Annotated in this window: 32 protein-coding genes; 19 read left to right on the top strand and 13 right to left on the bottom strand. The window is 41.6% G+C overall.

Translation table 11 applies throughout. The features are described from left to right. Positions 1-101: 101 nt before the first annotated feature. Together ACXADT_RS16380 and ACXADT_RS16375 are read right to left on the bottom strand one after the other, a co-directional pair. Complete coding sequence (locus tag ACXADT_RS16380) at positions 102-233, bottom strand: DUF3941 domain-containing protein (protein WP_270181601.1); 132 nt, start codon at positions 231-233, stop codon at positions 102-104. An 80-nt stretch (positions 234-313) separates the two neighbouring features. After that, positions 314-1,168: a DegV family protein gene (locus tag ACXADT_RS16375; RefSeq protein WP_474831924.1), complete on the bottom strand. Its 855-nt coding sequence runs from the start codon at positions 1,166-1,168 to the stop codon at positions 314-316. Between the two features lie 235 nt (positions 1,169-1,403). Between ACXADT_RS16375 and ACXADT_RS16370 the strand changes: the two genes are divergently transcribed. Continuing rightward, entirely contained in the window at positions 1,404-2,243 is an 840-nt protein-coding gene (locus ACXADT_RS16370) for a YitT family protein (protein WP_270181603.1), read from the top strand. A 33-nt stretch (positions 2,244-2,276) separates the two neighbouring features. Here the strand turns inward: ACXADT_RS16370 and ACXADT_RS16365 are convergent, their stop codons facing one another. After that, positions 2,277-2,537 (bottom strand): NifU N-terminal domain-containing protein, encoded by a 261-nt coding sequence (locus ACXADT_RS16365; RefSeq protein ID WP_270181604.1) that lies wholly within the window; start codon positions 2,535-2,537, stop codon positions 2,277-2,279. Positions 2,538-2,598: 61 nt separating this feature from the next. Then, a complete protein-coding gene (locus ACXADT_RS16360) occupies positions 2,599-3,057 on the bottom strand; it encodes a GNAT family N-acetyltransferase (protein ID WP_270181605.1) in 459 nt (152 codons plus the stop codon). Between the two features lie 145 nt (positions 3,058-3,202). Here ACXADT_RS16360 and ACXADT_RS16355 point away from each other — a divergent pair, with 145 nt between their 5' ends. Further along, a complete protein-coding gene (locus ACXADT_RS16355; RefSeq protein ID WP_474831923.1) occupies positions 3,203-3,862 on the top strand; it encodes a Dph6-related ATP pyrophosphatase in 660 nt (219 codons plus the stop codon). Positions 3,863-3,895: 33 nt separating this feature from the next. Then, positions 3,896-4,477 (top strand): GDSL-type esterase/lipase family protein, encoded by a 582-nt coding sequence (locus tag ACXADT_RS16350; protein WP_474831922.1) that lies wholly within the window; start codon positions 3,896-3,898, stop codon positions 4,475-4,477. Between the two features lie 37 nt (positions 4,478-4,514). Here ACXADT_RS16350 and ACXADT_RS16345 read toward each other — a convergent pair whose 3' ends face one another. The 3 genes from ACXADT_RS16345 to ACXADT_RS16335 form a co-directional block, all read right to left on the bottom strand. Continuing rightward, the gene (locus ACXADT_RS16345) at positions 4,515-4,733 is read right to left on the bottom strand and encodes a DUF3813 domain-containing protein (RefSeq protein ID WP_270181608.1); all 219 of its coding nucleotides are present in this window, start codon (positions 4,731-4,733) and stop codon (positions 4,515-4,517) included. Continuing rightward, positions 4,734-4,880: a hypothetical protein gene (locus tag ACXADT_RS16340; RefSeq protein ID WP_270181609.1), complete on the bottom strand. Its 147-nt coding sequence runs from the start codon at positions 4,878-4,880 to the stop codon at positions 4,734-4,736. It lies immediately after the preceding gene. A 102-nt stretch (positions 4,881-4,982) separates the two neighbouring features. Next, the gene (locus ACXADT_RS16335) at positions 4,983-5,822 is read right to left on the bottom strand and encodes a Cof-type HAD-IIB family hydrolase (protein WP_474831920.1); all 840 of its coding nucleotides are present in this window, start codon (positions 5,820-5,822) and stop codon (positions 4,983-4,985) included. A 189-nt stretch (positions 5,823-6,011) separates the two neighbouring features. Between ACXADT_RS16335 and ACXADT_RS16330 the strand changes: the two genes are divergently transcribed. The 3 genes from ACXADT_RS16330 (at position 6,012) to ACXADT_RS16320 (ending at position 7,607) form a co-directional block, all read left to right on the top strand. Then, positions 6,012-6,332: a hypothetical protein gene (locus ACXADT_RS16330; RefSeq protein ID WP_270181611.1), complete on the top strand. Its 321-nt coding sequence runs from the start codon at positions 6,012-6,014 to the stop codon at positions 6,330-6,332. Positions 6,333-6,449: 117 nt separating this feature from the next. Continuing rightward, entirely contained in the window at positions 6,450-7,217 is a 768-nt protein-coding gene (locus tag ACXADT_RS16325; protein ID WP_270182042.1) for an alpha/beta fold hydrolase, read from the top strand. Between the two features lie 78 nt (positions 7,218-7,295). Beyond that, positions 7,296-7,607, top strand: coding sequence for a metal-sulfur cluster assembly factor (locus ACXADT_RS16320; RefSeq protein WP_270181612.1), 312 nt, complete (start codon positions 7,296-7,298; stop codon positions 7,605-7,607). A gap of 39 nt (positions 7,608-7,646) precedes the next feature. Here ACXADT_RS16320 and ACXADT_RS16315 read toward each other — a convergent pair whose 3' ends face one another. After that, entirely contained in the window at positions 7,647-9,320 is a 1,674-nt protein-coding gene (locus ACXADT_RS16315; protein WP_270181613.1) for a LysM peptidoglycan-binding domain-containing protein, read from the bottom strand. Positions 9,321-9,466: 146 nt separating this feature from the next. On the opposite strand from ACXADT_RS16315, the gene ACXADT_RS16310 reads away from it, so the two are divergent. The 4 genes from ACXADT_RS16310 to moaD are packed head-to-tail and all read left to right on the top strand — an operon-like array spanning position 9,467 to position 11,894. Further along, entirely contained in the window at positions 9,467-10,714 is a 1,248-nt protein-coding gene (locus ACXADT_RS16310) for a molybdopterin molybdotransferase MoeA (RefSeq protein WP_474834561.1), read from the top strand. Then, positions 10,711-11,214, top strand: coding sequence for a molybdopterin-guanine dinucleotide biosynthesis protein B (gene mobB / locus ACXADT_RS16305; protein WP_270181614.1), 504 nt, complete (start codon positions 10,711-10,713; stop codon positions 11,212-11,214). The genes ACXADT_RS16310 and mobB overlap by 4 nt, the downstream gene beginning before the upstream one ends. Next, on the top strand, positions 11,201-11,665 hold the full coding sequence (locus ACXADT_RS16300) for a molybdenum cofactor biosynthesis protein MoaE (RefSeq protein WP_270181615.1): 465 nt from the start codon (positions 11,201-11,203) through the stop codon (positions 11,663-11,665). The genes mobB and ACXADT_RS16300 overlap by 14 nt, the downstream gene beginning before the upstream one ends. Further along, a complete protein-coding gene (moaD, locus tag ACXADT_RS16295; RefSeq protein ID WP_474831918.1) occupies positions 11,658-11,894 on the top strand; it encodes a molybdopterin converting factor subunit 1 in 237 nt (78 codons plus the stop codon). Before ACXADT_RS16300 ends, moaD begins: the two co-directional genes overlap by 8 nt. 34 nt (positions 11,895-11,928) lie before the next feature. Here moaD and ACXADT_RS16290 read toward each other — a convergent pair whose 3' ends face one another. Next, on the bottom strand, positions 11,929-12,741 hold the full coding sequence (locus ACXADT_RS16290) for an undecaprenyl-diphosphate phosphatase (protein WP_270181617.1): 813 nt from the start codon (positions 12,739-12,741) through the stop codon (positions 11,929-11,931). Positions 12,742-12,899: 158 nt separating this feature from the next. On the opposite strand from ACXADT_RS16290, the gene ACXADT_RS16285 reads away from it, so the two are divergent. Further along, entirely contained in the window at positions 12,900-13,088 is a 189-nt protein-coding gene (locus ACXADT_RS16285; protein WP_270181618.1) for a YjzC family protein, read from the top strand. Positions 13,089-13,117: 29 nt separating this feature from the next. Here the strand turns inward: ACXADT_RS16285 and ACXADT_RS16280 are convergent, their stop codons facing one another. Together ACXADT_RS16280 and ACXADT_RS16275 are read right to left on the bottom strand one after the other, a co-directional pair. Next, entirely contained in the window at positions 13,118-13,297 is a 180-nt protein-coding gene (locus tag ACXADT_RS16280) for a YjzD family protein (RefSeq protein ID WP_270181619.1), read from the bottom strand. Positions 13,298-13,372: 75 nt separating this feature from the next. Beyond that, positions 13,373-13,837: a TspO/MBR family protein gene (locus ACXADT_RS16275; RefSeq protein WP_474831916.1), complete on the bottom strand. Its 465-nt coding sequence runs from the start codon at positions 13,835-13,837 to the stop codon at positions 13,373-13,375. A gap of 213 nt (positions 13,838-14,050) precedes the next feature. On the opposite strand from ACXADT_RS16275, the gene ACXADT_RS16270 reads away from it, so the two are divergent. Next, entirely contained in the window at positions 14,051-14,776 is a 726-nt protein-coding gene (locus ACXADT_RS16270; RefSeq protein WP_474812388.1) for a hypothetical protein, read from the top strand. Between the two features lie 2 nt (positions 14,777-14,778). Here ACXADT_RS16270 and ACXADT_RS16265 read toward each other — a convergent pair whose 3' ends face one another. Beyond that, the gene (locus tag ACXADT_RS16265; protein ID WP_474831915.1) at positions 14,779-15,966 is read right to left on the bottom strand and encodes an NAD(P)/FAD-dependent oxidoreductase; all 1,188 of its coding nucleotides are present in this window, start codon (positions 15,964-15,966) and stop codon (positions 14,779-14,781) included. A gap of 84 nt (positions 15,967-16,050) precedes the next feature. Here ACXADT_RS16265 and ACXADT_RS16260 point away from each other — a divergent pair, with 84 nt between their 5' ends. From ACXADT_RS16260 to ACXADT_RS16245, 4 genes are read left to right on the top strand one after another with little or no spacing between them, the layout of a single operon-like run. Then, positions 16,051-16,974 (top strand): NAD-dependent epimerase/dehydratase family protein, encoded by a 924-nt coding sequence (locus ACXADT_RS16260; RefSeq protein ID WP_474831913.1) that lies wholly within the window; start codon positions 16,051-16,053, stop codon positions 16,972-16,974. A gap of 19 nt (positions 16,975-16,993) precedes the next feature. Then, positions 16,994-17,548, top strand: a complete 555-nt coding sequence (locus tag ACXADT_RS16255; protein WP_474831912.1) for a DinB family protein — start codon at positions 16,994-16,996, stop codon at positions 17,546-17,548. Positions 17,549-17,605: 57 nt separating this feature from the next. Next, the gene (locus ACXADT_RS16250; protein ID WP_270182044.1) at positions 17,606-17,770 is read left to right on the top strand and encodes a ComZ family protein; all 165 of its coding nucleotides are present in this window, start codon (positions 17,606-17,608) and stop codon (positions 17,768-17,770) included. A gap of 13 nt (positions 17,771-17,783) precedes the next feature. Further along, complete coding sequence (locus ACXADT_RS16245) at positions 17,784-17,927, top strand: hypothetical protein (RefSeq protein ID WP_270181625.1); 144 nt, start codon at positions 17,784-17,786, stop codon at positions 17,925-17,927. A 33-nt stretch (positions 17,928-17,960) separates the two neighbouring features. Here the strand turns inward: ACXADT_RS16245 and ACXADT_RS16240 are convergent, their stop codons facing one another. Further along, the gene (locus ACXADT_RS16240) at positions 17,961-18,386 is read right to left on the bottom strand and encodes a YppG family protein (protein WP_270181626.1); all 426 of its coding nucleotides are present in this window, start codon (positions 18,384-18,386) and stop codon (positions 17,961-17,963) included. Between the two features lie 176 nt (positions 18,387-18,562). On the opposite strand from ACXADT_RS16240, the gene ACXADT_RS16235 reads away from it, so the two are divergent. From ACXADT_RS16235 to ACXADT_RS16225, 3 genes are all read left to right on the top strand, one after another. Next, complete coding sequence (locus ACXADT_RS16235) at positions 18,563-19,501, top strand: beta-ketoacyl-ACP synthase III (protein ID WP_270181627.1); 939 nt, start codon at positions 18,563-18,565, stop codon at positions 19,499-19,501. A 37-nt stretch (positions 19,502-19,538) separates the two neighbouring features. Beyond that, on the top strand, positions 19,539-20,777 hold the full coding sequence (fabF, locus tag ACXADT_RS16230; RefSeq protein WP_270181628.1) for a beta-ketoacyl-ACP synthase II: 1,239 nt from the start codon (positions 19,539-19,541) through the stop codon (positions 20,775-20,777). Positions 20,778-20,914: 137 nt separating this feature from the next. Continuing rightward, positions 20,915-21,661 carry a DUF3603 family protein gene (locus ACXADT_RS16225; RefSeq protein ID WP_474831910.1) on the top strand — a complete coding sequence of 249 codons (747 nt, stop codon included), beginning with the start codon at positions 20,915-20,917 and terminating at the stop codon, positions 21,659-21,661. The last annotated feature ends 149 nt before the right edge of the window (positions 21,662-21,810 follow it).

The raw sequence follows: 21,810 nt of genomic DNA, 5'->3' as shown, positions 1-21,810 counted from the left end.
TAATGACATAGGTTTCTAGATAAGGTACAGACTGCCGGTCAATAGGCAGTTTTGTTTTTTTGATCAAAAAAAGCAGGCTGATCGTTCAGCCTGCTTGATTTTTATAGATGATCACTGCTCTTTGAATACTGATGTTTCCCTTTTTCACGGTTTATTTCTTTTTGATCATTTTTCAGCATTCGCTTCGCATTATGATCCACTGGCTTTTTATTATTGTCTGTCGTATTAGGCACGATATTCCCTCCCTGGACCCATAGTTTAAATCACTACTTTTAGGGTACACAGTTGAAGGAGATACTATGTAGCATACAATTTACTTATTTAGGAAAAATAAGGCAAGTGTACCTGGGCCTGAGTGAGAACCGATCGTGGCACCAACTTCAGTGATGATGAAGTCTTGTCCGCCGTACTTTTCTTGAATCGCTTCTTTTAGTTTTTCAGCACTTTCAAGGTCATCACCATGTGAGATACCGATCACCTGAGATTGAAGGTTCACACCGCGTTCTTCCATGATTTCAACCATCCGCTTGTACACCTTGCTCTTTCCACGGACTTTTTCGATCGGAACGAGTTTTCCATCTTCCACATGGAGGATCGGCTTTATTTTTAACATGCCGCCAAAGAAAGCAGATGCTTTACTCACTCTGCCACCTCTTTGTAGGAAGTCGAGATCATCTACAGTAAAGATGTGTTCCATATGATCGATGTATGATTCGTTAAGGCTTTCGAGTATCTCTTCAACGTTCTTTCCTTGTGCTGAAAGTTCTGAAGCGTGGATCGCCATCAGCCCATATCCAAGAGATGCGCCTCTTGAGTCAACGACTTCCATTTTGACATCAGGGTATTCTTCTTGGACTTCATTTTTGATTACGGCTGCTGATTGGTACGTTCCAGATATACCTGATGAGAGGCCGATATAGATGAACGGTTGACCTTCTTTCGCGAACTTTGTAAATGTTTCTTTGATGCGAGCCGGAGGGATTTGAGAGGTCTTCGCTAATTTTCCATCTCGTAACGCAGTGTATAGCTCTTTCGATTTGATCTCTTCGCGGTCGAAATACTCTTTCTCTTCTAAAATAACAATGAGAGGCATGATTTCGAGGTTGTGCTTTTGCACTAACTCCTCTGGAAGATCAGAGGCACTATCTGTAATGATTTGTACACTCATTAAGAACCGTCCTTTCATAATTATGATACAGGCTAGTTTCTTAAAGTTTATCCCTAGAATCGTTTAAAATCAATGATTATATCGTAAAGTAAGTGCTTGATCGGCTTTACTTGAATAACACTTAAATTTGATGTTGTCGAACTGTGCCGAAAGCCTTACAATAAATCTTGCTAATGAAATAAAATCAATCGTCCTTTTTCATCAAGAAGAGGCAGTTACAGAAAAGGGTGTTAACATGGAAGAAGTAAAGAAAATAATTATTATCTTATTAGGAGCAATTCTAGGAGCAGTATCACTAAATTTATTTCTTATCCCAGCAAACGTATATGCTAGTGGTTTTACCGGTCTTGCCCAGTTGATTTCGAGCGTGTTGAACGATTATACGCCGATCCATATCTCAACGGGTATCTTGCTATTCTTATTAAATATTCCTGTTGGCATTCTAGGTTGGAAGAAGGTAGGAAAAGCGTTTACGCTATACAGTTTGATCAGTGTTGGCCTTACAACATTGTTTCTTGAAATTATTCCTGTTCAAGCTCTCTCAGAAGACATTCTTCTTAACGCAGTATTTGGAGGAGCGCTAGCCGCGATCGGAATCGGCTTTACGTTAAAGTGGGGTGCTTCGACCGGGGGAATGGATATCGTCGCTATGATTCTTTCTAGAATGAATGACCGTCCGATCGGTACTTACTTTTTTAGTTTGAATGCTTTGATCATTTTAACAGCAGGTATGCTGTATGGTTGGGAGAAAGCACTCTATACGCTCGTTACCTTGTATGTTTCTTCTCGTGTGATCGATGTCATCCATACTCGTCATGAAAAACTAACGGCGATGATCGTCACTTCTAAAGGGAATGAGCTGCAAAAAGCAATCCATGACAGGCTTGTACGAGGAATTACAAAGCTTCCTGCGAAAGGCGCATATCGAGGCGAAGATAAAGAAATGCTTATGATGGTCGTTACACGTTATGAACTTTATGATCTCGAACATATCATCAATGATATCGACCCTCATGCGTTTACGAACATTGTCAATACTGCAGGTATTTTTGGGTTTTTCCGAAAAGACCACTAAATAAAATTCCCCGGGATGTCCCGGGGAATTTCTTTATGCGTTATTCGTAATGATTTCTTTTACTTCTGGGAGCAAGCTGTCCCATTCTGCCTCAGGCATTTTGTTGATCGTGATGAAATCTTGATAGCCAAATACATTGTCGACACCATCTAACTTCAGTAGTTCAGCAGCTACTGGATGATCAGGAGTGTCATTCTTCTTAAAAGAATGACTGGATGAGCCTTCAAAAAGGTTCTTGTCAGCTGTGATTTTAATCGCATTTGGGTTTGGTGTATGATCTACTCGTAATTGCATAATAAGCCTCCTTTTCTTAACTTCTACTAGTGTACCAAAATTCTCTCTTAGCATAAATCAATTATGACGAGAAAGTGAAACCATATCGCTTAGAAATAATATCGTGAAACCCAAGTGAATTATAAAGATGTTTCGTAACAGCATTATTTATCCCGGTTTCAAGTTCAATGCCCGTGATTCCTTCGCGTTCAGCCCAGTAGATCACATGTAATAAAAGCCTTCGACCGATACCCTGATTTCTTGCTTCTGGATCCACGAATAATTCATTCAACCATAAGTAAGGACCGCCATTTGCGACACTCACTCCCATATTAAAAAACGCAACGCCAAGTATCTCGTTATCATCTTCTGCAACAACGATTCTAGAAGCCGTATCTTCGCTTATCGCAAGTTTTGCTCCTTTGATTAATTTCTCATAACTTCCTTCGCGATCGGCATGCGTGATCTGCTTCATGAGTAGTTTCGCTACTTTTTCGATCACATCATCCTCGACTTGGCTAGACAACTGGTAAACGTTCATTCCCGCTCCACCTCCGTGTAATTGTTTCGACTCTTTCATGGAAGAACCCTTGTTAAAGTAAATTAATATTATTTCTAATAATTTCTAAATAATTGAAACATTATGGCATTCTCATTCGTCTATATAGAGGAAAGGAGAATGACGAATGAATCTTCTTTTTTCTTGGAGTTCTGGAAAAGATAGCGCATTAGCTCTTTATGACATCATGACAAATGAAAAGATCCATCTTGATGGCCTGTGGACCACGATCACTGCTCCAAAAGAAATGATCTCGTTTCATGGGGTAACGGTGAATTTACTAAAGAAACAGGCCGAAGCGCTACAACTTCCACTAACGATTACAAATCTACCAGATAATTGTTCAAACAACCAGTATGAAATGATCATGAAGCAATCCTTCGAGCGGTTTATCCTTAGGGGAATCGAAGGGATTGCATACGCTGATCTATATGTAGAAGAGATCCGAAACTATCGGGAACAGCTTTTAAAGAAAAGTGGCCTAATGGGGGTGTTCCCTTTATGGCGAAATTCAACCATAGATACGGCAGAACGTTTTATAGAGAGCGGATTTAAAGCGGTTATCACTACAGTAGATCATACGAAGATCAATCCCATTTGGATAGGGAGACCTTTCGATCACACCTTTCTTTCTAGTTTGTGTGATGAAGTTGATCCTTGCGGTGAAAATGGGGAATTTCATACGTTTGTATATGATGGACCGATCTTTGCAAATGCCGTATCGTTTTCGATTGAAGGCATGATCGACAACGATCCATACATAACTGCACGACTTCAAGGGGAGTAAGATTAAAATTCAATAAAGAAAGGGGCGGTATCATTGCCAGTACTCGTCTGTTTTGGGGACTGTTTAACAGCAAGGGAAGTTGATGAAAAAGGAAATGAACGGCTTACATCTCTCATAAGAAATGAATTAGAGGAATGGATCGTGATCAATGCTGGTTCTTCTTCAACGACTCGAGAAGGAGTTTCACGATTTCAAACAGATGTATTAAGCTATCAGCCTGATTTTGTCACGATCTTTTTTGGAACACAGGAAGCTTGCATAAATAAGGAAAGTAATCTCCTCGAATATGAGAAAAACATCGGGTATATGCTGAACAATTTGCCGAGAGAGCGCGTCATTCTGATATCGCCTTCACCGATTCGAGAAGAGGAGAACGCTTCTGTGACCAATCATAAGATCGAAGGATACGCAGATAAGATTAAGTCCCTTTCACAAAAGTTTAATACGAAACACATCGATCTATGGTCGATCATGAAAGAACACAAAGCGCAGGAATCCCTGTATGAGAAAGACGGTGTTCAGTTAAACAGGAAAGGATATAAGCTGTTAACGAGTGAACTGTATAAAGCACTAGGCGTTCGATCTTCTTTTAGGAGAGCGCTGAAATTATTTTAACGAAGAAAACCCGGCAGCAGCCGGGTTCTTTTTGCTTTTAAAAGGGTTTGTTGGAAGATTCTTGACTAAGTTCTTGAATGGTTTGTTGGTATGCAGTAAGCTGTTCTTTCTCTGCTGATGTCGATTGATGGAAAGCAGCAGATAAATTGTTTTTGGCTACTTCGATTTGCTGCTGGAGACCTTGTTGACCGCTTGATGCAAGCTGCTCAGCGTTTTCAACGGCTTCTCTAGCAAGTTGAAAGTATCGGTTGCCCATTTACTCACCACCCGATAGACGTTCTTGTTCTACCTTTTTACGTTCCTGACTGCTCATGCTCGTCAGATCACGCGGGTCGTCATGTGCAACCGCTCGATCTGCTCCTGCTCTTGCCATTCTTTGCTTTTGTTTGCTGTTCTTACCCAAAAGAAATCCCTCCCTTTGTCACTAGGATGAGTCCTTTTTGTAGTAATTATGCAGTCATCACCTGCGTGATTTCTTGATATAGAGCATAAAAAAAGACAGCTTTTATAAAAGCTGTCCTGTACGTTGTGAAGATAAGTTAAGACGTTCTTCTAGATAGACCGCGATTCCGTCTTCTTCATTTGTTACGGTGATTTCATTCGCAATATTTTTAAGTTGATCGATTGCATTGCCCATGGCAACACCTGTCCCGGCATATTCGATCATCTCAAGATCGTTATCTTCATCACCGAATGCGATAACGCGCTCTTGAGGGACATTGAAGTGTTCGGCAAGTCGCTTTAGGCCAACCGCTTTGTTAAGTCCTATGCGTACGATTTCGATCACGTTCCACGGTGCTCCCCAAACACGATGCTCAATTGCTTCTGCATGATGAGTGTGTAACGTTTCTCTAAGCTGTGTGAGCTGCTCATCATGAGGCAGAATCAGAAGAGACGTTGGATCATGATTTAAGTTCTTAAGAATCTCTCCAGTAACGATGGAGGACTCATTCATTATCATATTTTGAATGATTTGATCATCATGCTGATGAAGATATACATCGTCGATTACTTCTGCCATAATATTTTTCACCTTTATTTCATTGCAAGAAGAAACGATCGAATGCGCAGTCTTGAGATCAAGCGGTGTGTGGTACGTACCGAATGATGAATCGAGCGGGTGATGAACAAATGCACCATTAAAGTTAATCATCGGGCTATCGAGTGAAAGCTCATCGTAATAGCGGGCGCTAGCTCGATACGGTCTTCCCGTTGCTATGGCAACATGATGTCCCTGGTTTCGTGCTTCGCGGATCGCCGCTTTTGAGCGTTCAGAAATGTTTTTCTCTCCGTTTAACAACGTTCCATCAAGATCAATGGCGATAAGATGCGGTTTTGTTGTCATAGAAGCTCCTTTGAAAAGTGTCTTTAGTTTAAGCCTTTCTGGCTATACTGAATATTGTACATCGCTCCAAAACAAGTGTCTAACTATATTACAAAATTTACAATAAATTAAAAAGAAGGGTATGCCTGTTTGAGAATAGAATTACGAGGGTAAACCATTATTAACATTTTATTGGAGGTGCAGTCGATTATGACGAAAAAACAAACGTTACTTCTTTCAAGTATTGCAGCAGCTAGTACAATCGGCATTTCTTCTTACTTATTGAAAGATAAGGAGAAGAGAGCAAAGTTGAAAACGAAAGCCAAAGATATTCGCCATCAAGTATCCAAAAAATTCAGTGATGGTCTTCCTGTTGAAAAAGCAGGAAATCCAACGCCTCCAGATAAAGCATACGATAGTGGAGATAGCAAGATGGTTTATGAAGGGTCCCAGTTTCCTACGCAGTACTACAACAAACTTGAAAACATGAAATCGGTAGAAGAGAGCAACGAAAAGCAACTCAATAAATAAGATTGAACATGCAGGCAAATGCCTGCGTGTTTTTTTTTGAAAATGGAGCAAAAAATTTACTAATACTTTCCTTGAATGGTAGGATTAATAGAGATAAACGATAAAGGGGCTATGTACATGATTACGATACAAAATGAGTTGATGGAAAATATCCCAGTGTTACATATAGTCGATGCGAATCTCTCTAAAGAGAAGCTGCCTCTTGTGATGTTTCAGCACGGTTTTACAAGTGCAAAGGAACACAATCTCCACATTGCATACTTGTTAGCTGAGGAAGGGTTCAGGGTCGTTCTTCCTGATGCTGTCCATCACGGAGAACGTGAAAAAAACCTCTCAGAAGAAAAGAGGCAGTATGTATTTTGGGATATTGTCATTCAGAGTTTGAATGAACTCGATTACATAAGGCAGCATCTAATTAGCCGAAACCTCGTACAAGAAGAGAGAATCGGTATGTCAGGCACATCCATGGGAGGAATCCTTACCTTTGGTGCTTTGACACAGTACTCCTGGATTAAAGCAGCTGTTTCATTGATGGGGTCACCTTCTTATTTTAAGTTAGCAAATGCACAGATACATTATTTGAAAGAAGAAGGGTTCAGTCTCCCGATTTCTGAAGAAGAGATGAAGAGACAGATCGAAGGACTGCAAGAATATGATCTTTCTCTAAAAGAAGAAACATTGCGTGGTCGCCCTCTATTGATGTGGCATAGTACAGTGGACAAAGTAGTGCCTTACACCCTTACGTATGATTTCTATCATCAAATTAAAACGCATTACGAGGGCAACGAGCAAAACTTAAAGTTTGTAAAAGATGAAACTTCTGGTCATAAAGTTTCGCGCGAAGCTGTGCTCGAATTAGTGGAGTGGTTTAAAACTCATTTGTAGCAATAAGTGCTTTTCGGTTTAAGTTAAAACTCAGTTTGTTATAATAGTATGTGGATGACGTATGAAAGGAGAATGAAGATGGCAGATCAAGCAACGAAAGATAAATTGCTCGAAGCTCTTGAGAACGTAATCGACCCTGAGCTTGGAATCGATATTGTAAATCTAGGTCTCGTCTACGATGTAGATTTAGATGAAGAAGGCAATGCGCACGTTACGATGACGTTGACTGCAATGGGATGCCCACTAGCAGGTACGATTGTCAACGACGTAAAACGTTGTCTTTCAGATGTTGAAGAAGTGAATGACGCAGAGGTTGATATCGTGTGGAATCCACCTTGGACAAAAGACAAAATGTCCCGTTATGCTAAGATTGCACTTGGCATTACGTGATAACATGAAGAAGGAAGAGGGCTCACCCTCTTCCTTTATTTATTCAGTTCTTTCTACAACGACTTCATCGCTGACCATCGTCCACATCGCCGGATCCTCCATGCCGAGTCTCCAAAGCGCTACTCCTTGAATGCCGAGTTGGTCTGCGAGATTAATCTTCGCCCTGATGCTTTCTTCGTTTTCAAACCACACCTCATGCTTATTCCCTTCATCGTCCGTATATGTGAAGTAAGGCGTTTTACGCTCCTCATCAAACTTTAATTCTGCATTATATTTCTTCTTTAATTTCATTGCCATATCATACGTTACATAAGTGCTTTTATCTTTATCAAGATTAAAGTCAAATCCAAATACAGAAACTGCAGCCACGAGTTTTTCAGGAGGAATTCTCGTTTTCGCATACTTCATCACTTTATCCATCCATCCTGCAGTTACCGCAGGTCCAGCAGGACTTCCTGGCCATCCGAATTCGTTATAGAGCATAACGATAAATTGGTCAACAGCACTTCCGATCTCCGCATAATCAAACGGGTCAGAGAATGGATTTGCAGGTTCGTCAGATGCGCGTGAAGGTACGCTCGCTGAGAAGAAGTAGCCTTTCTTATTCATCTCCTCTCCGATCGTTTTATAAAGAAGTGAAAGCTTTTCTGAGTCTTCGATGTACACATCTTCAATATCGATGTCAACACCATCAAAGTTATATTTTTCCACAAGCTTTACGAGATTTAGCGCAAAAGCTCTTCTATTTTCTTCGCTGGAAACGAGCTTCTGAACCACTTTTTTACTCGGTTCAGTATCTCCCTTTTTATATAGAAGATTATGAACGACGGGCATGATCTTAATGTTTTGCTCATGAGCGAGCTGCACGAGTTTAGCGATTTCTTTATCTGTGAACTTACCAAACTTTTCTATCTTCGTTGGGTTTTCCTGACTGATTCGAAACAGAAACAGCGCGAGTTGAGATAGGGAAGGCCGATGAGACACAAACGATTTATAAGAAGAAGGAAGCTGAGGACCTTCTTCAAGTGTATAATAGCCTATGATACGAGAGACTGGCTTATCATCGCCATACACTTTAAACTCAACGACACCATCAGAAATCCAACCTTCCGTCCCATCATAAAGCTCAACTTTGTACCAATTGTCACGAATCCCGTTAACAGCAAGTCTTGCGCCAGAACGCATTTGAGTAATGACGTTATACCCTTTCCCAGGTCCCGTTCTTACATTTGCACGATCAGTTCGTGTAACAACTTCGGTATACATAGGAATCTTCAACTTTTGGCCAATGGTCAATGAATCCGCTTCAAGGTTATTTAATGTAAGGAGACTTTTCACCGTCGTATTGTATTCGTTCGCAATCTGGTAGAGGCTATCTCCAGCTTTCACCGTATAATCCAATCGGTATGAGCGGCTGCGTCCTTCAGGAATGTCAAGCTGCTGACCAACATAAATAATATTGGTTCGTAGTTGGTTTTCTTGCTTGATTTCGTCGACAGGGACGCTGAATCGATCGGCAATTGTTAAAAGTGTGTCTCCTCTTTGGACTTCATACGGCGTAGAATCTGTAGGAATCCGGAGCATCTGTCCGACGTAAATGATGTTCGAAGGAAGTCCGTTACGTTCTTTAATTTCACTCACGGGCCGATTATGAGAATCAGCAATCGACAACAACGTATCGCCGGGCTTAACCATATAGTGGCTCTCAGGCATATTCATCACTCCTTTCCATTCACATATAAGTAGCATCACTATCACTCTATTCAGTTCGATTGGCAATCATTCAACGTTTATTCCAATGGATGGATGAGTTCTTTGTTACAATGAAATCAATTGATAATAAAGGAGTGGAGATCAAGATGGTTGAAAGAAGAAAACCACTACCAGTACAAGATGCCATAGAAAAAGTCATGGCTTTATCTTACGAAAGTCAAATTGAGACGGTCCCCCTTTCTGAGAGTGACGCAAGGCATCTAGGTGTTGATTTAAAGGCAGATCATGATGTGCCTCCGTTCGATCGCTCTCCCTACGATGGTTTTGCCATTCGAGCTGAGGATACCAATGAAGCGAGTCAGGAAAATCCTGTTCGATTAAAAGTGGTCGAAGAGATCGGTGCAGGAACAGTTGCGAAGAAAACTCTTAATCGTGGCGAAGCAATTCGAATCATGACGGGTGCACCGATACCGAACGGTGCTACAGCAGTGATCATGTTCGAACTCGTTCGTGAAGATGCCCCGTACATTTACATAAAGCGAAACGTTAACAAAGGCGATAACATATCTAAACAAGGTGAAGATGCATCGAAGGGAGAAGTACTTTTAGAACGTGGAACAGTCATATCTCCTGGTGTTAAAGCACTACTCGCTACGTTCGGTTATGCAGACGTACCGGTAGTAAAAAAGCCTGAAGTAGGGATTTATGCAACGGGTACTGAGCTCCTTGATCCGAATGAAGCATTACAGCCTGGAAAAATCAGAAACAGCAACGCCCCGATGGTCGAAGGACAGACCAAAGCTGCAGGCGGGCTACCAACATATTATGGGGTGCTAGAAGATGACTTTGAGAAATGTTTCTCTTCCGTGAAGAGAGTTCTTGAAGAAGTTGATATTCTTATAACAACAGGCGGAGTATCTGTAGGGGACTATGATTATTTACCGGCTATCTATGAGAAGTTAGGAGCGACGGTTCTCTTTAATAAAGTAGGCATGAGACCCGGCAGCGTAACGACGGTTGCCGAGTGGAACGGGAAAATTTTATTCGGACTTTCTGGAAATCCTTCAGCTTGTTTCGTTGGATTCGAACTGTTCGTAAGACCGATTCTTAAGCGAGCACTTCTTTCGAATACACCATACCGTCTAAGAAGCAAAGCAGTGCTACAAAAGGATTTCCCTAAACCGAACCCTTTTACAAGGTTTGTTCGCAGTAAAACAGAAGAAGTAGAAGGAACCGTCCATGTGAAACCAACCGGTTTAGATAAATCCGGTAGCGTCACATCGCTTGCTGAAGCAAACGCGCTTACCGTTCTCCCTGGTGGGACACGAGGGTTTAAAGCAGGAGATGTAGTCGAAATCCTCCATCTTCGTGAGGGAGGATCCAGCCACTCATGAGTGCTGCGATTTTACAAGTCGTTGGGTACCAAAACAGTGGTAAAACGCTTTTTATTGAAACCTTCATTAAAGAAGCAAAGAACCGAGGGCTAAAGATAGGCGTCATCAAACACCACGGTCATGGAAAGCCGGACGTATATGATCGTAAAAAGGACACCGGCCGACACCGACATGCAGGAGCAGTTGTAACAGGTGTAAGTGGAGATGGGCTTTTGTCGATCAATGCTATGAACGAAAAGGAGTGGGAGCTTGAAAAAATCATATCCGTTTATTCTTCTTTTGAGCTCGACCTCATTATGATCGAAGGATACAAACGCCATCACTTTCCACGCGTCGTGATGCTAAGAGACCATCGTGATGATGGATTGCTCGTTGGTTCTATGATAAAAGCTATTGTCACACAGGGGTCGCAATTACCTAACACTCAAAGCTATCACGTGCAAGATATCAATAAATGCATCGATCATTTACTAGAGGAGTTACAAAATGGAGTATTATAAAATCACATCTCAAGAAATCGACGTTAATGAAGTTGTTTCAAGCGTCATTCACCCTGAGTCAGGTGCTGTGAATACGTTTATTGGAACTGTTCGTGAGTTTACTGGTCAAAAACAGACTGTCTCCTTACAATATGAAGCTTATCCATCTATGGCAGAGAAGCAGCTTTGTAGAATAGGGAGTGAAATTTCTGATCGATGGCCTGGAGTAAAAACATCGATCGTCCACCGAACAGGTAAGCTTGCGATTAGCGATATAGCCGTCGTCATCGCCGTCGCTTCTCCACATAGAGCAGAAAGTTATGAAGCGAGTCGGTATGCGATTGAGCGTATAAAAGAAATCGTACCTATTTGGAAGAAAGAATACTGGGTTGATGGGGAAGAGTGGATCGGTGATCAACTCGAACAAACCTCTTATCCAAACGGTCGACCAGAGGAGGAACGGCATGATTAAGGTATTGTTTTTTGCAGATCAACGAGAAAAAGTGGGAAAAGATCAATTGGAGTTTGATGGTGAAGGGATGAACATCCACGCTGTTAAGACCTATTTAGAGGAGAAATACCCTGCTTTAGCACTTGACCATACAATGACAGCGGTCAACGAGGAATATGAAGAAGAAGAGAACCGTTTAATGGAGAAGAATGACGTCATCGCATTTATTCCTCCAGTTAGCGGAGGATAATAAAAAAAACACCCGAATTGGGTGTTTTTTTATTTTAGAATATAAGTACAAGTGCACCTGCAATAAAACAGTAGATCGCAAAATAAATGAGGTTTCCTCTTGCCATGATATTCATGAACCATTTTAAGGAGAAATAAGAAGCGATTAAGGAAAGCAGGAAAGCGACGATATACGGTATGAGCAGATCATCTAAACGTAGACGCTGGTCGGCTAGAATGTCACCGATACCAAAGACCATCGTTCCTACACTAACCGGAATGAACAACAAGAATGAGAAACGTAATGCAGTCTCTTGCTTCATCCCAACACCCATTGCGGCAACGATCGTTGCTCCAGAGCGGCTGATTCCAGGAATAAGTGCGATTGCTTGAGCGAAACCAACGATGAGTGCATCCTTCAAGTTAAGATCTTGATCGCCTTTTCCACCACGAAGGTTTCTAATTAACCAGAGCGCAACACCTGTAATCAAGAGAGTGACGCCAACCGTTTTGTAATGACTTAAGTTTTCACCGATCAAGTCACCAAACAGAATTCCGAGTACAGCAGCAGGAATCGTACCGATGACCAAGTACACGATGAACATAAAGTCGTCTTTCGCGGCTTTGTTCTTTGACGTCATGTAACTCAAGCCATTCGTGGTTAACCTTATAAGGTCACGTCGGTAAATGATCAGTACTGCGATGAGAGAAGCGAAGTTCATAAGAACCTCAAAGCTTAACCCCTTTGTTTCTAAGTTGAAATATTCTTTTGCAATAACTAAGTGACCGCTCGAAGAGATTGGAATCGGTTCCGTGAATCCTTGAAGCAGTCCAAGTAATGCGTACTTTAGAAGTACCCACAATTCCATGATTTCTTTCCTCCAATAATTAAACGTCTATCTGACACATGTATCCATTAAACACCAGGCTTTCCAGTTTTGTAAAGACCTTGTTTCTACATAAAAAACTATTCGGTGTTGAATGCTGTTAAAGGGGGCGGTGTGAATAAGAGGAAGGAGGCTGTCAGATGGGTGGAGAAAATCGTCAATATACGCCAGGGCAAAAAGCTCCGAACAATGGGGTATATATTGAAATAGGTGAGACCGGAACGATGGTAAAAGACCCTAAACAGATTGAACTCAAAGCTGGTGAGGCTTTCCCTCAATGTTCGAATCAAAATCGTAAGTGGGCACGTGAGCCAAAACCACACCACTAAAAAAACAAGCGCCAGGCAGGCGCTTGTTTCTATTGTTCAGCTGAATCAGTGATGAGTCCATCACCTAAAACGATCGAAGCTGCTGAGATAATAAGCCCAAAGATAATTGCAGCCGCAAAATTGAATTGGCCGCCCTGCATGGATGCAAGTACGTAGAAGATCATGTTGCTAAGCAGGAATCCCCAAATAATTGCCCAGATATAGCGCACAGTATTTCACCCCATTTGTAAACGTATTCTACCGAACATCATACCATAAAGACAGGCTTTCGACACCTATCAATTTTAACGATTCATGACATAAATAATCCATGAAAGATAGGTTGCAAAGCTCGTCCATAAGAAATACGGAACGAGTAGCCAGCCTGCAAGCTTGTTCTGTCTACCGGCAAGAAAAATCAGAGCTAGGGACGTTAATGCTAAAAACAATGCATCGAGAAATGATGTGAACAGCTGATGCTGTTGAAATTGAAAGAAGCTGAACGCTTGGTTCAATAAATAGTTTATCGATAAGAGGGAAAGGTATTCACTATTTGGTCTTCCAAACCCGTTCGTCTGATAAACGATAGCAACGGAAAGGGAAATAAGACCGAATAATACTGCCCATATTCCACCGATCAATGCTCCGTTTGGTGTCCATTCAGGTTTCGCAAGACTGGTGTACCAATCTGCGTCGTAAGGAAACAGAAACCCCGAAAGGCTAAATAATCCATATGCAGCAAAAAATACTAATGTTGTTGATTTTTTCATATTATCACCACCACAAACCTTTTACCCTTTTTGTTGTAATAATAAGCTCTATCATGAATCGATTCGGGTTGGCATACGATGTTGTAAGGGGGCATCGTTTGAAAATAGTGGTTCACTCCATAGAAAAAGACTATAAAATAGGCACATCTCCCTTTCTTCTAAGCTTATCCTGCATAGTGTATACAGAAAGATGTAAAAGGGCGAGGGGAGAGTATGTGTATTCGTAAACGAGTCTATCGATTAGACGGGGAGTGGACGATCGTTCTTGTCCCTGAAAAGCCTAACGGATTCGGCGTGTTCATTTTCGGAGACGTCTCACATTTTGTTGATGCCGATACAAGTTTTTGGCTTCAAAACTATACAAGAGCGAGTATCGTTGAAGAACTCCTGAATGCAGGCTATACCGTTTATACGAGCAATTTATATCGGCGCCACTGGGGTTCAGATAAAGCTGTTAGATTAGCAGAGCGGATTTATAAGCTCGTTCATAAACAGGAAATTTTGAATGGGAAAATTCATATTTTAGCTGAAGGAATGGGAGTGCTTGCAGCAAACGCCTTTCAACATAATAAAAGCAGCCGTATTCGTTCAGCTGCTTACTTGAATCCGTGTTTAAATGTGAAAGATCTCATTTTGCAAGAACAGAAGCACAAATTGTTTTATAAACGATTGATAAAAGAAATCGGTCTTGCATATGGAGTCGAGCGTGAAGATGTATTAGAAACTCTAGATGGGAAAGAAATTGCGATCGCTCGTTGTCCAGTTAAGATATGGCATCATTCTATCAAAAGTCCCTACTCGCTCGAACAGATCAGAAAGTATGAGCAGTTGCAAGAAACTGCTGGCTCTCCAATACAACTAACATTGTTAAGTGATAGTTATCAATCATTGGGTAGAAAGATCGTTCAGTTTTTTCAGTCGGAAGAAAGTAGTCTTTAACCTTACCGTTTTAATGAAGTGATCATCATCGCAGGGTGGTAGTTGTACAGAATAAGGTCCTTCAAGATGTCAGCCGCCACCATATTATAAACGGTCCCATTGCCTCCGTATCCTAGCATGAAATACACGCCCTTGTATTTTGGGTGTTGTCCAATAAATGGCAATCCATCTTTACTAGAGGCAAAGACGGAGCTCCATTCATAGGCGATCGAAGTCTGGATGTTTGGAAACATCGAATGAAGCTTATCTAGCAACTTCGTACTAGTCGTTTCGAGCATATCCTCCTTATTGAATGAGGTATCGAGACCTCCAATCAGAATTCTTCTGTCTGCTGTGGTGCGTAAGTAGTAGTAAGGACGATTGGTTTCCCATATTAAAGAACGATTGTGCCAACCATCAAAGCTTTCAATAGGTTCAGTCGCAATTGTATAAGTGCGCTCAAGTAGAGCGCCTTTTGTTTTTGCAAACTCTTGAGTTGCATAACCTGTTGCATAGATAACGTGTTTCGCTTTGACCTGTCCATATTCTGTCTCAAAATAAAGCTCGTTGTCAGTAAATCTATGTGATAACACTTCCGTGTGTTCGTAAAGATCAACACCTAGATCATGTGAATGGGCTGCAAGAGCATGAGCAAATTTATACGGGTTGACCTCCACTTCATTTTTCGTATAGATGCCACATGGAGCACGAAAGGAATATAGACTCTCAATCGCTCGTTGATCTAAAAAATCCGCCGCAAATCCGTGTTTTTGTAACGCTTCGAACTCATTTTTAAGTTTTTTAGCATGTCGATCAGAACTCGCATAGTAAAGGCTGTCCACCCGATTGAAATCTGCAGGCGATGGTAAGTAGGAATGGTACTTATCGAGTTCATCAAGGGCCTTTAAGCAAAGTTTATAAAAATAAACGGCTTTCTCTTCTCCGATGGAGTCGATAAGGTCAACAAGAAACTCATCATTCGAAAATTGCAATAAACCTGTGTTAGCAGCAGTACTACCAGAGCCGATTTCATCTTTTTCAAGTAACACTGTCTTCAATTGATAGTCTGAAAGCATGCGAGCCATGATGGTACCTGCAATACCGCCACCGATGATCAACACATCACATGAGGTAGAAGATTTTAGCTTAGGAAAGAGTGTTTTATGCTGTTGTAATGTTGGCCAAAATGGTTTCCCATTGTGAAGGTCCATAGTCCATTTTCCTTCCGTTTTAAGTTGGTTTTCTTAGACTGCGTTCTGATTGTGTCAATTATTCAGGTTTGGAGGATGAGGAATATGAAGAAAGTGCTTATTACCGGTGCACTTGGATTCATTGGGTTTCACTTGAGCGAATTACTGTTAGATGAAGGAATCGAAGTTGTGGCAGTCGATGGAAAGGTCGACGACAGTCGTAAAGTTGAATACAGCGAGAAAGAGCTTTTTTTCGCTAGAAACGCAAACTATACGTTTGTAGACGAACGAATCGACGACGCTTCGCTCGATTCGTTAGTGAGTGAATGCGATGCGGTATTTCATCTGAGTGTTCCTTCTAATATTGAAGGGCAGCGATCTGCTCGAGTTCTTGAAGAAGGTACGTTGATAACAAAAAAACTGCTCTCTGCGTGTTCTGGAAAGCGGCTGATCTACACGTCTTCGTTTGAAGTATTCGGGAGACGCTATGGGAGGATTACAGAACGCACACCTTTGAATCCATCTACCGTAATCGGAAAGTTAAAGGCAGCTGAAGAAGTCGTCCTTGATTGCTCTGATGAAACCACGATCGTAAAGAAGATACGATTGCCTCTTGTATATGGCCCATGGCAACGTGATCGCCATGTTTTCCAACATTATTTGCAAACAGGTGCACTGACGAACTCGTTTTTGTTAGAAGGAGAAAGGTTTCATTTTGACGCCCTTTATGTAAAAGACGTATGTGAAGCCCTAGTGAAAGCAGCTGAGAGGAAGAAACGCTCTGAAACATTCAATCTGTCTAGTGGAAGAGAAGGAGAATGGCAAAAAGGAGTCGAATGGTTAATAGGAGATAAAGTGGATGTACGTAAAGGCTCAGTATTAACCTGTACTGTGTCGAATAAGGAAAGTGTCAAGAAGCTCTCGTTCACAAAACTTACCCCGATTGAAAAAGGGCTAGAAGAGCAGCGCAATCACTTTATGAAATTACAGCAGCTTTATCCTGATTATTATTCACAGCAGCTTGAATGAGTAGGAAGGGGCGATCGATATGTTGGAAAAAACGCTAGGAAATTATGATGTTCATGATTCTTCACACGGTATGAAGGCTCTGAAAGAAACGAGAGAGAAATTGCTTTATATGGTTAGTAAAATTGAAGATCAAGAGCTTCATTACCATTATTCAAAGTTCCCAACAGTGGCTGGCTACCTGCTTCACATCGCACAGATCGAACTATGGTGGGTTAAGAATGCTCTGATGGGTGAGGAAGTAACAAAGGATGAGAAGGAACGGTTTTACTTTAAAGAAGAACAGGTGATTACAGCACCAGAGGATAAGGAGCTATCCTGGTTTCTAGCAAGACTCGCAGAAGTGAGAGAGATGAGCCGTAAATTTTATAACAATTTATCGGATGTCGACTACCGGAAGCCTGGCCCTCCGGTTGAAATAAACGGTGAGGTCCATGCTTATTCTCCCGAATGGGTGATCAGCCACCTCATCGATCACGAAGCCTACCATAGAGGACAGGCTGCAATGGTACTTAAGATGGTTTCGGGGCAGCGAGAACAATGGGAGCATTTCAATACACCCTATTTGTCGTTATAATAGAAACGAGCCTAATGAGGCGAAAGAATAATAGGGGTGAATGTATTGGAACAAAACATGAGATTTATGCAGATTGCAATGAAGTATTTTCCAGAGGCGAAGCAGTCTCTTAGCGAACAAGATATCGAGTTAGATCTAGAAAAGATGCAACCGCTGCTCGAACTATTCTTAAAAGCGATGGAAGATGCATACGAGCTAGGAAAGCAGGACGCACAGGAATAAGGGAGAGAGCGAAATGACCAAGAAATCTTACTGGATCTGGTTCATCCCGCTGATTGGACTATTATTGGGGATCTTAATAGGAAGTTTTGGTCTAATGGTCATTTCCGGTGTCCTTTTAGTCGTTACAGTGGGAAGCTTGCTGTTGTACTCTAAATAACATGAAAAGACGTGATGATTCACGTCTTTTCCATTATTTAATAAATAAATTCATGAGAGAACCCATCTGTTTTACCATCGGACTAACTTGTTTGAAGGTGTTCATCACCTGGTTGGCAGAATTAATCATCTTAGGCATATCATAATTTCCATTAGGTTTCTTATACTTATTTAAAAATCCTCCAGGCCCTCCAGGATATCCAGGGTAAGGCGGTGCTCCAGGGAAGCCGGGGTGTCCATGATAACCGGGTGGCCCTTGATATCCAAATTGACTATGGTAACCAGGTTGACTAGGATATGGCGAGCTTCCGGGATACCCAGAAAAATGTTGAGGGGCAGGAGATTGCTGGGAATAGTATGGTTGGTATCCTGGAGCCATAGGTTGTTGAAACGACTGGTAGGGAGCTTGCTGTTGAGGGTAGTACTGATGTTGATACGGCTGTTGATACGGATTATACATCCATAGACCTCCTTCACTCATTCGTTATGTTTATTTTATGTAGCAACTCATGATTGGTGTTGAAACGGTCGAGCAATAGTGTAGACAAATCGGTGAGTTTCAATTAAAATTAGTACCAGATACTAAAGATTGGTGGTAATCCAGGTTAGAAAATTTCCTATAAAGGAGCAATTAATATGAATGCAGGTTTAATGGGTATTGGCCATTATGTACCAGAACGTATTTTAACGAACCATGATCTAGAAAAGATGGTGGACACATCAGACGAATGGATTCGCACGAGAACAGGGATCGAAGAGCGAAGAATTGCTGATGATAATACGAGTACATCTGATATGGCTTATGAAGCATCTATTAAAGCTCTAGAAGATGCAAATATAAAAGCTGAAGATCTCGATCTTATTCTAGTCGCTACCGTAACACCAGATTTTCCATTCCCTTCTGTAGGCTGCCTCCTGCAAGATAAGCTAGGAGCAACGAAAGCTGCAGCGATGGATGTGAGTGCTGCGTGTGCAGGATTTATGTATGGTATGATTACAGCGTCTCAATTTATTAATAATGACACATATAAGAATATCTTAGTTGTAGGTGTAGAAAAGCTTTCGAAAATCACGAACTGGGAAGACCGTAATACGGCTGTCCTATTCGGTGATGGTGCAGGAGCTGCCGTAATCGGTCCTGTTTCTGAAGGAAGAGGAATTCTATCCTTTGAATTAGGTTCAGATGGTTCAGGTTCAAAGTACTTATATCAAGAACCACAAGGATTTATGGAGATGAACGGAAGAGAAGTATTTAAGTTTGCTGTAAGGCAAATGGGACAATCTGCAGTTAACGTCATTGACAAAGCAGGTCTCACAAAAGCAGACGTCGATTACCTCATTCCGCACCAGGCAAACATCAGAATCATGGAAGCTGCTCGTCAGAAGCTTGAATTACCAGAGGAAAACATGGCGACGACGGTGAAGAAATATGGAAACACGTCTTCTTCAACAATTCCGATCGCACTTTCTGAAGCGATTCAAGAAGGTCGTGTAAAAGATGATGATATCGTCGTTCTCGTTGGATTCGGCGGAGGATTGACCTGGGGTGCTGTAGCACTTAAATTAGGTAAGTAAGTGAACTTGTAGTTTTGGAAAAGGAGAGTTGTTTGAAATGAATAGAAGAGTTGTAATAACTGGTTTAGGAACGATTTCACCTTTAGGAAATTCTGTTTCAGAAACGTGGACTAACGTTTTAAACGGTGTATCTGGTGTGAACCCTTTACAACGTTTAGACGTGAATGAATTTCCTGCGAAAGTTTCAGCAGAAGCACTTGAATTCGATCCAGAACAGTTCATGGACAGAAAAGAAGCAAGAAAGATGGACCGTTTTACACAGTTTGCTGTAGCTGCTTCTCAAATGGCAGTTGAAGATGCAAACTTTAAGATCACTGACGAAAATGCTGAACGTGTTGGCGTTTGGATCGGTTCAGGAATCGGTGGAATGGAGACATACGAGTCTCAGTTCCGTACGTTCATGAGTAAAGGTGCACGTCGCGTCAGCCCATTCTTTGTTCCGATGATGATTCCTGATATGGCTTCAGGACAAGTATCGATCATGCTTGGCGCTAAAGGCATCAATTCATGTACTGTGACAGCATGTGCCTCCGGAACGAACTCCATCGGAGATGCGTTTAAAGTCATTCAGCGTGGTGATGCAGATGTCATGATCACGGGTGGATCTGAAGCACCGATCACGAACATGAGCGTTGCAGGTTTCAGTTCGATGAAGGCTTTATCAACGAACCCAGATCCTAGCTCAGCAAGCAGACCTTTCGATGCGAACCGTAACGGCTTCGTTATCGGAGAAGGTGCCGGAATTCTCGTAATCGAAAGCCTAGAATCTGCTGAAGCTCGTGGTGCAAAAATCTACGGTGAAATCGTTGGATACGGTTCTACTGGAGATGCTTATCACGTCACACAACCTGCACCAGAAGGTGAAGGCGGTGCTAGATCGATGAAGCAAGCGATAGAAGATGCTGGCTTAAAGCCAGAAGACATCGACTACATCAACGCACACGGTACAAGTACGGAATATAACGATAAGTATGAAACAGCAGCGATCAAATCGGTGTTTGGAGATCATGCTTACAAGCTAGCAGTAAGCTCTACGAAGTCTATGACGGGCCACTTATTAGGAGCTGCTGGTGCAGTAGAAAGTATTTTCTGTGCGAAGGCAATTGAAGAAGGCGTTCTGCCTCCAACAATCAATTATGAAACACCAGATCCAGACTGTGATCTCGATTATGTGCCGAATAAAGCGCGCAAATCAGATGTACAAGCGATCTTAAATAACTCCCTTGGATTCGGTGGACACAATGCAACATTGATCTTCAAGAAATTTGTAAAATAAACAAGATACCTCCGGGAAACCGGGGGTATTTCTTTGTCATAAAACTCTTTTCTTAAGAATATGCTCATCATGGAATATTTTGACTTACTCCTGACTATACTGATTTTACAAACAGTAGCGAAGTGAGGGGTAACCGAATGTTATATTTGCGAGATGTGTGGGTGAATTGGTTTGAAGGTGAAGAAAACGGATATAACGTTTGTGATTTTCACGAATGGAGAAAAGACGACTTTATTGAGTTATTAGATCAAGTCCCAGTCATTAAAGTAGAATCACTTTTATATCACTACATCGAGAACGACCTAGCAGAGCTTCCTGAAAGTCTACTTAGTGACGTATTTCAGAAGAGCTACATTCGTAAAAATAACGAGCGATCTCCATTAGAATATTGTTTTCTTGCAACTGACGGAAGAGGCGTAATCATCATTGACACGCTTGGATATAAAATCCCGATCCGAAAAAGCAGAGTCATTCCAAGACAAGAAAAAGCCGTCTACGAAATGGTAGCGGACGTAGAAGCAACGATCTATCCGTTTACAGCAGAAAACCCAGTGAAAGAGCATCACATTCTATCACCAGGTCCTGATGTCATGAGAGGATTGACCAGGAAAGAACGTCAGCTTAAGCAGCTGTTATTCATGGCACTCGATCAGCTTTACACAACTGGAAATTCAGCAGAAATCAGATACTGGTTAACAGAATGCCAGCCAAAGAAATACATGGCGATTCAACATATGGAAATGGACGAGGCCTGGGAAGGGCTTTATCGTGAAGTAAAAGCAGGCTGGTCCCCTAAGCATGAACAGATCTGCGAACGAATTATCAAAGGCCAACCCTATTTTGAAAAGATATGGGAGCTTGAGAAGGGTACACATGTGAATTAAGAAGAAGGCTGCCAGGGAGGCAGTCTTTTTTGTGTTTCGATATGCTGAGGTGTATGGGTAGAAATTAGTATTACTCTTATTAGACAATAAAATGAGACTTTGGCTAATAAACTAGCTGTTTTGGACAATAAATTAGGAATTTAGCTAAT

It is taken from the genome of Anaerobacillus sp. ABR4_321 (assembly GCF_056158505.1).
This window is presented reverse-complemented; position numbering and strand designations above follow the sequence as displayed.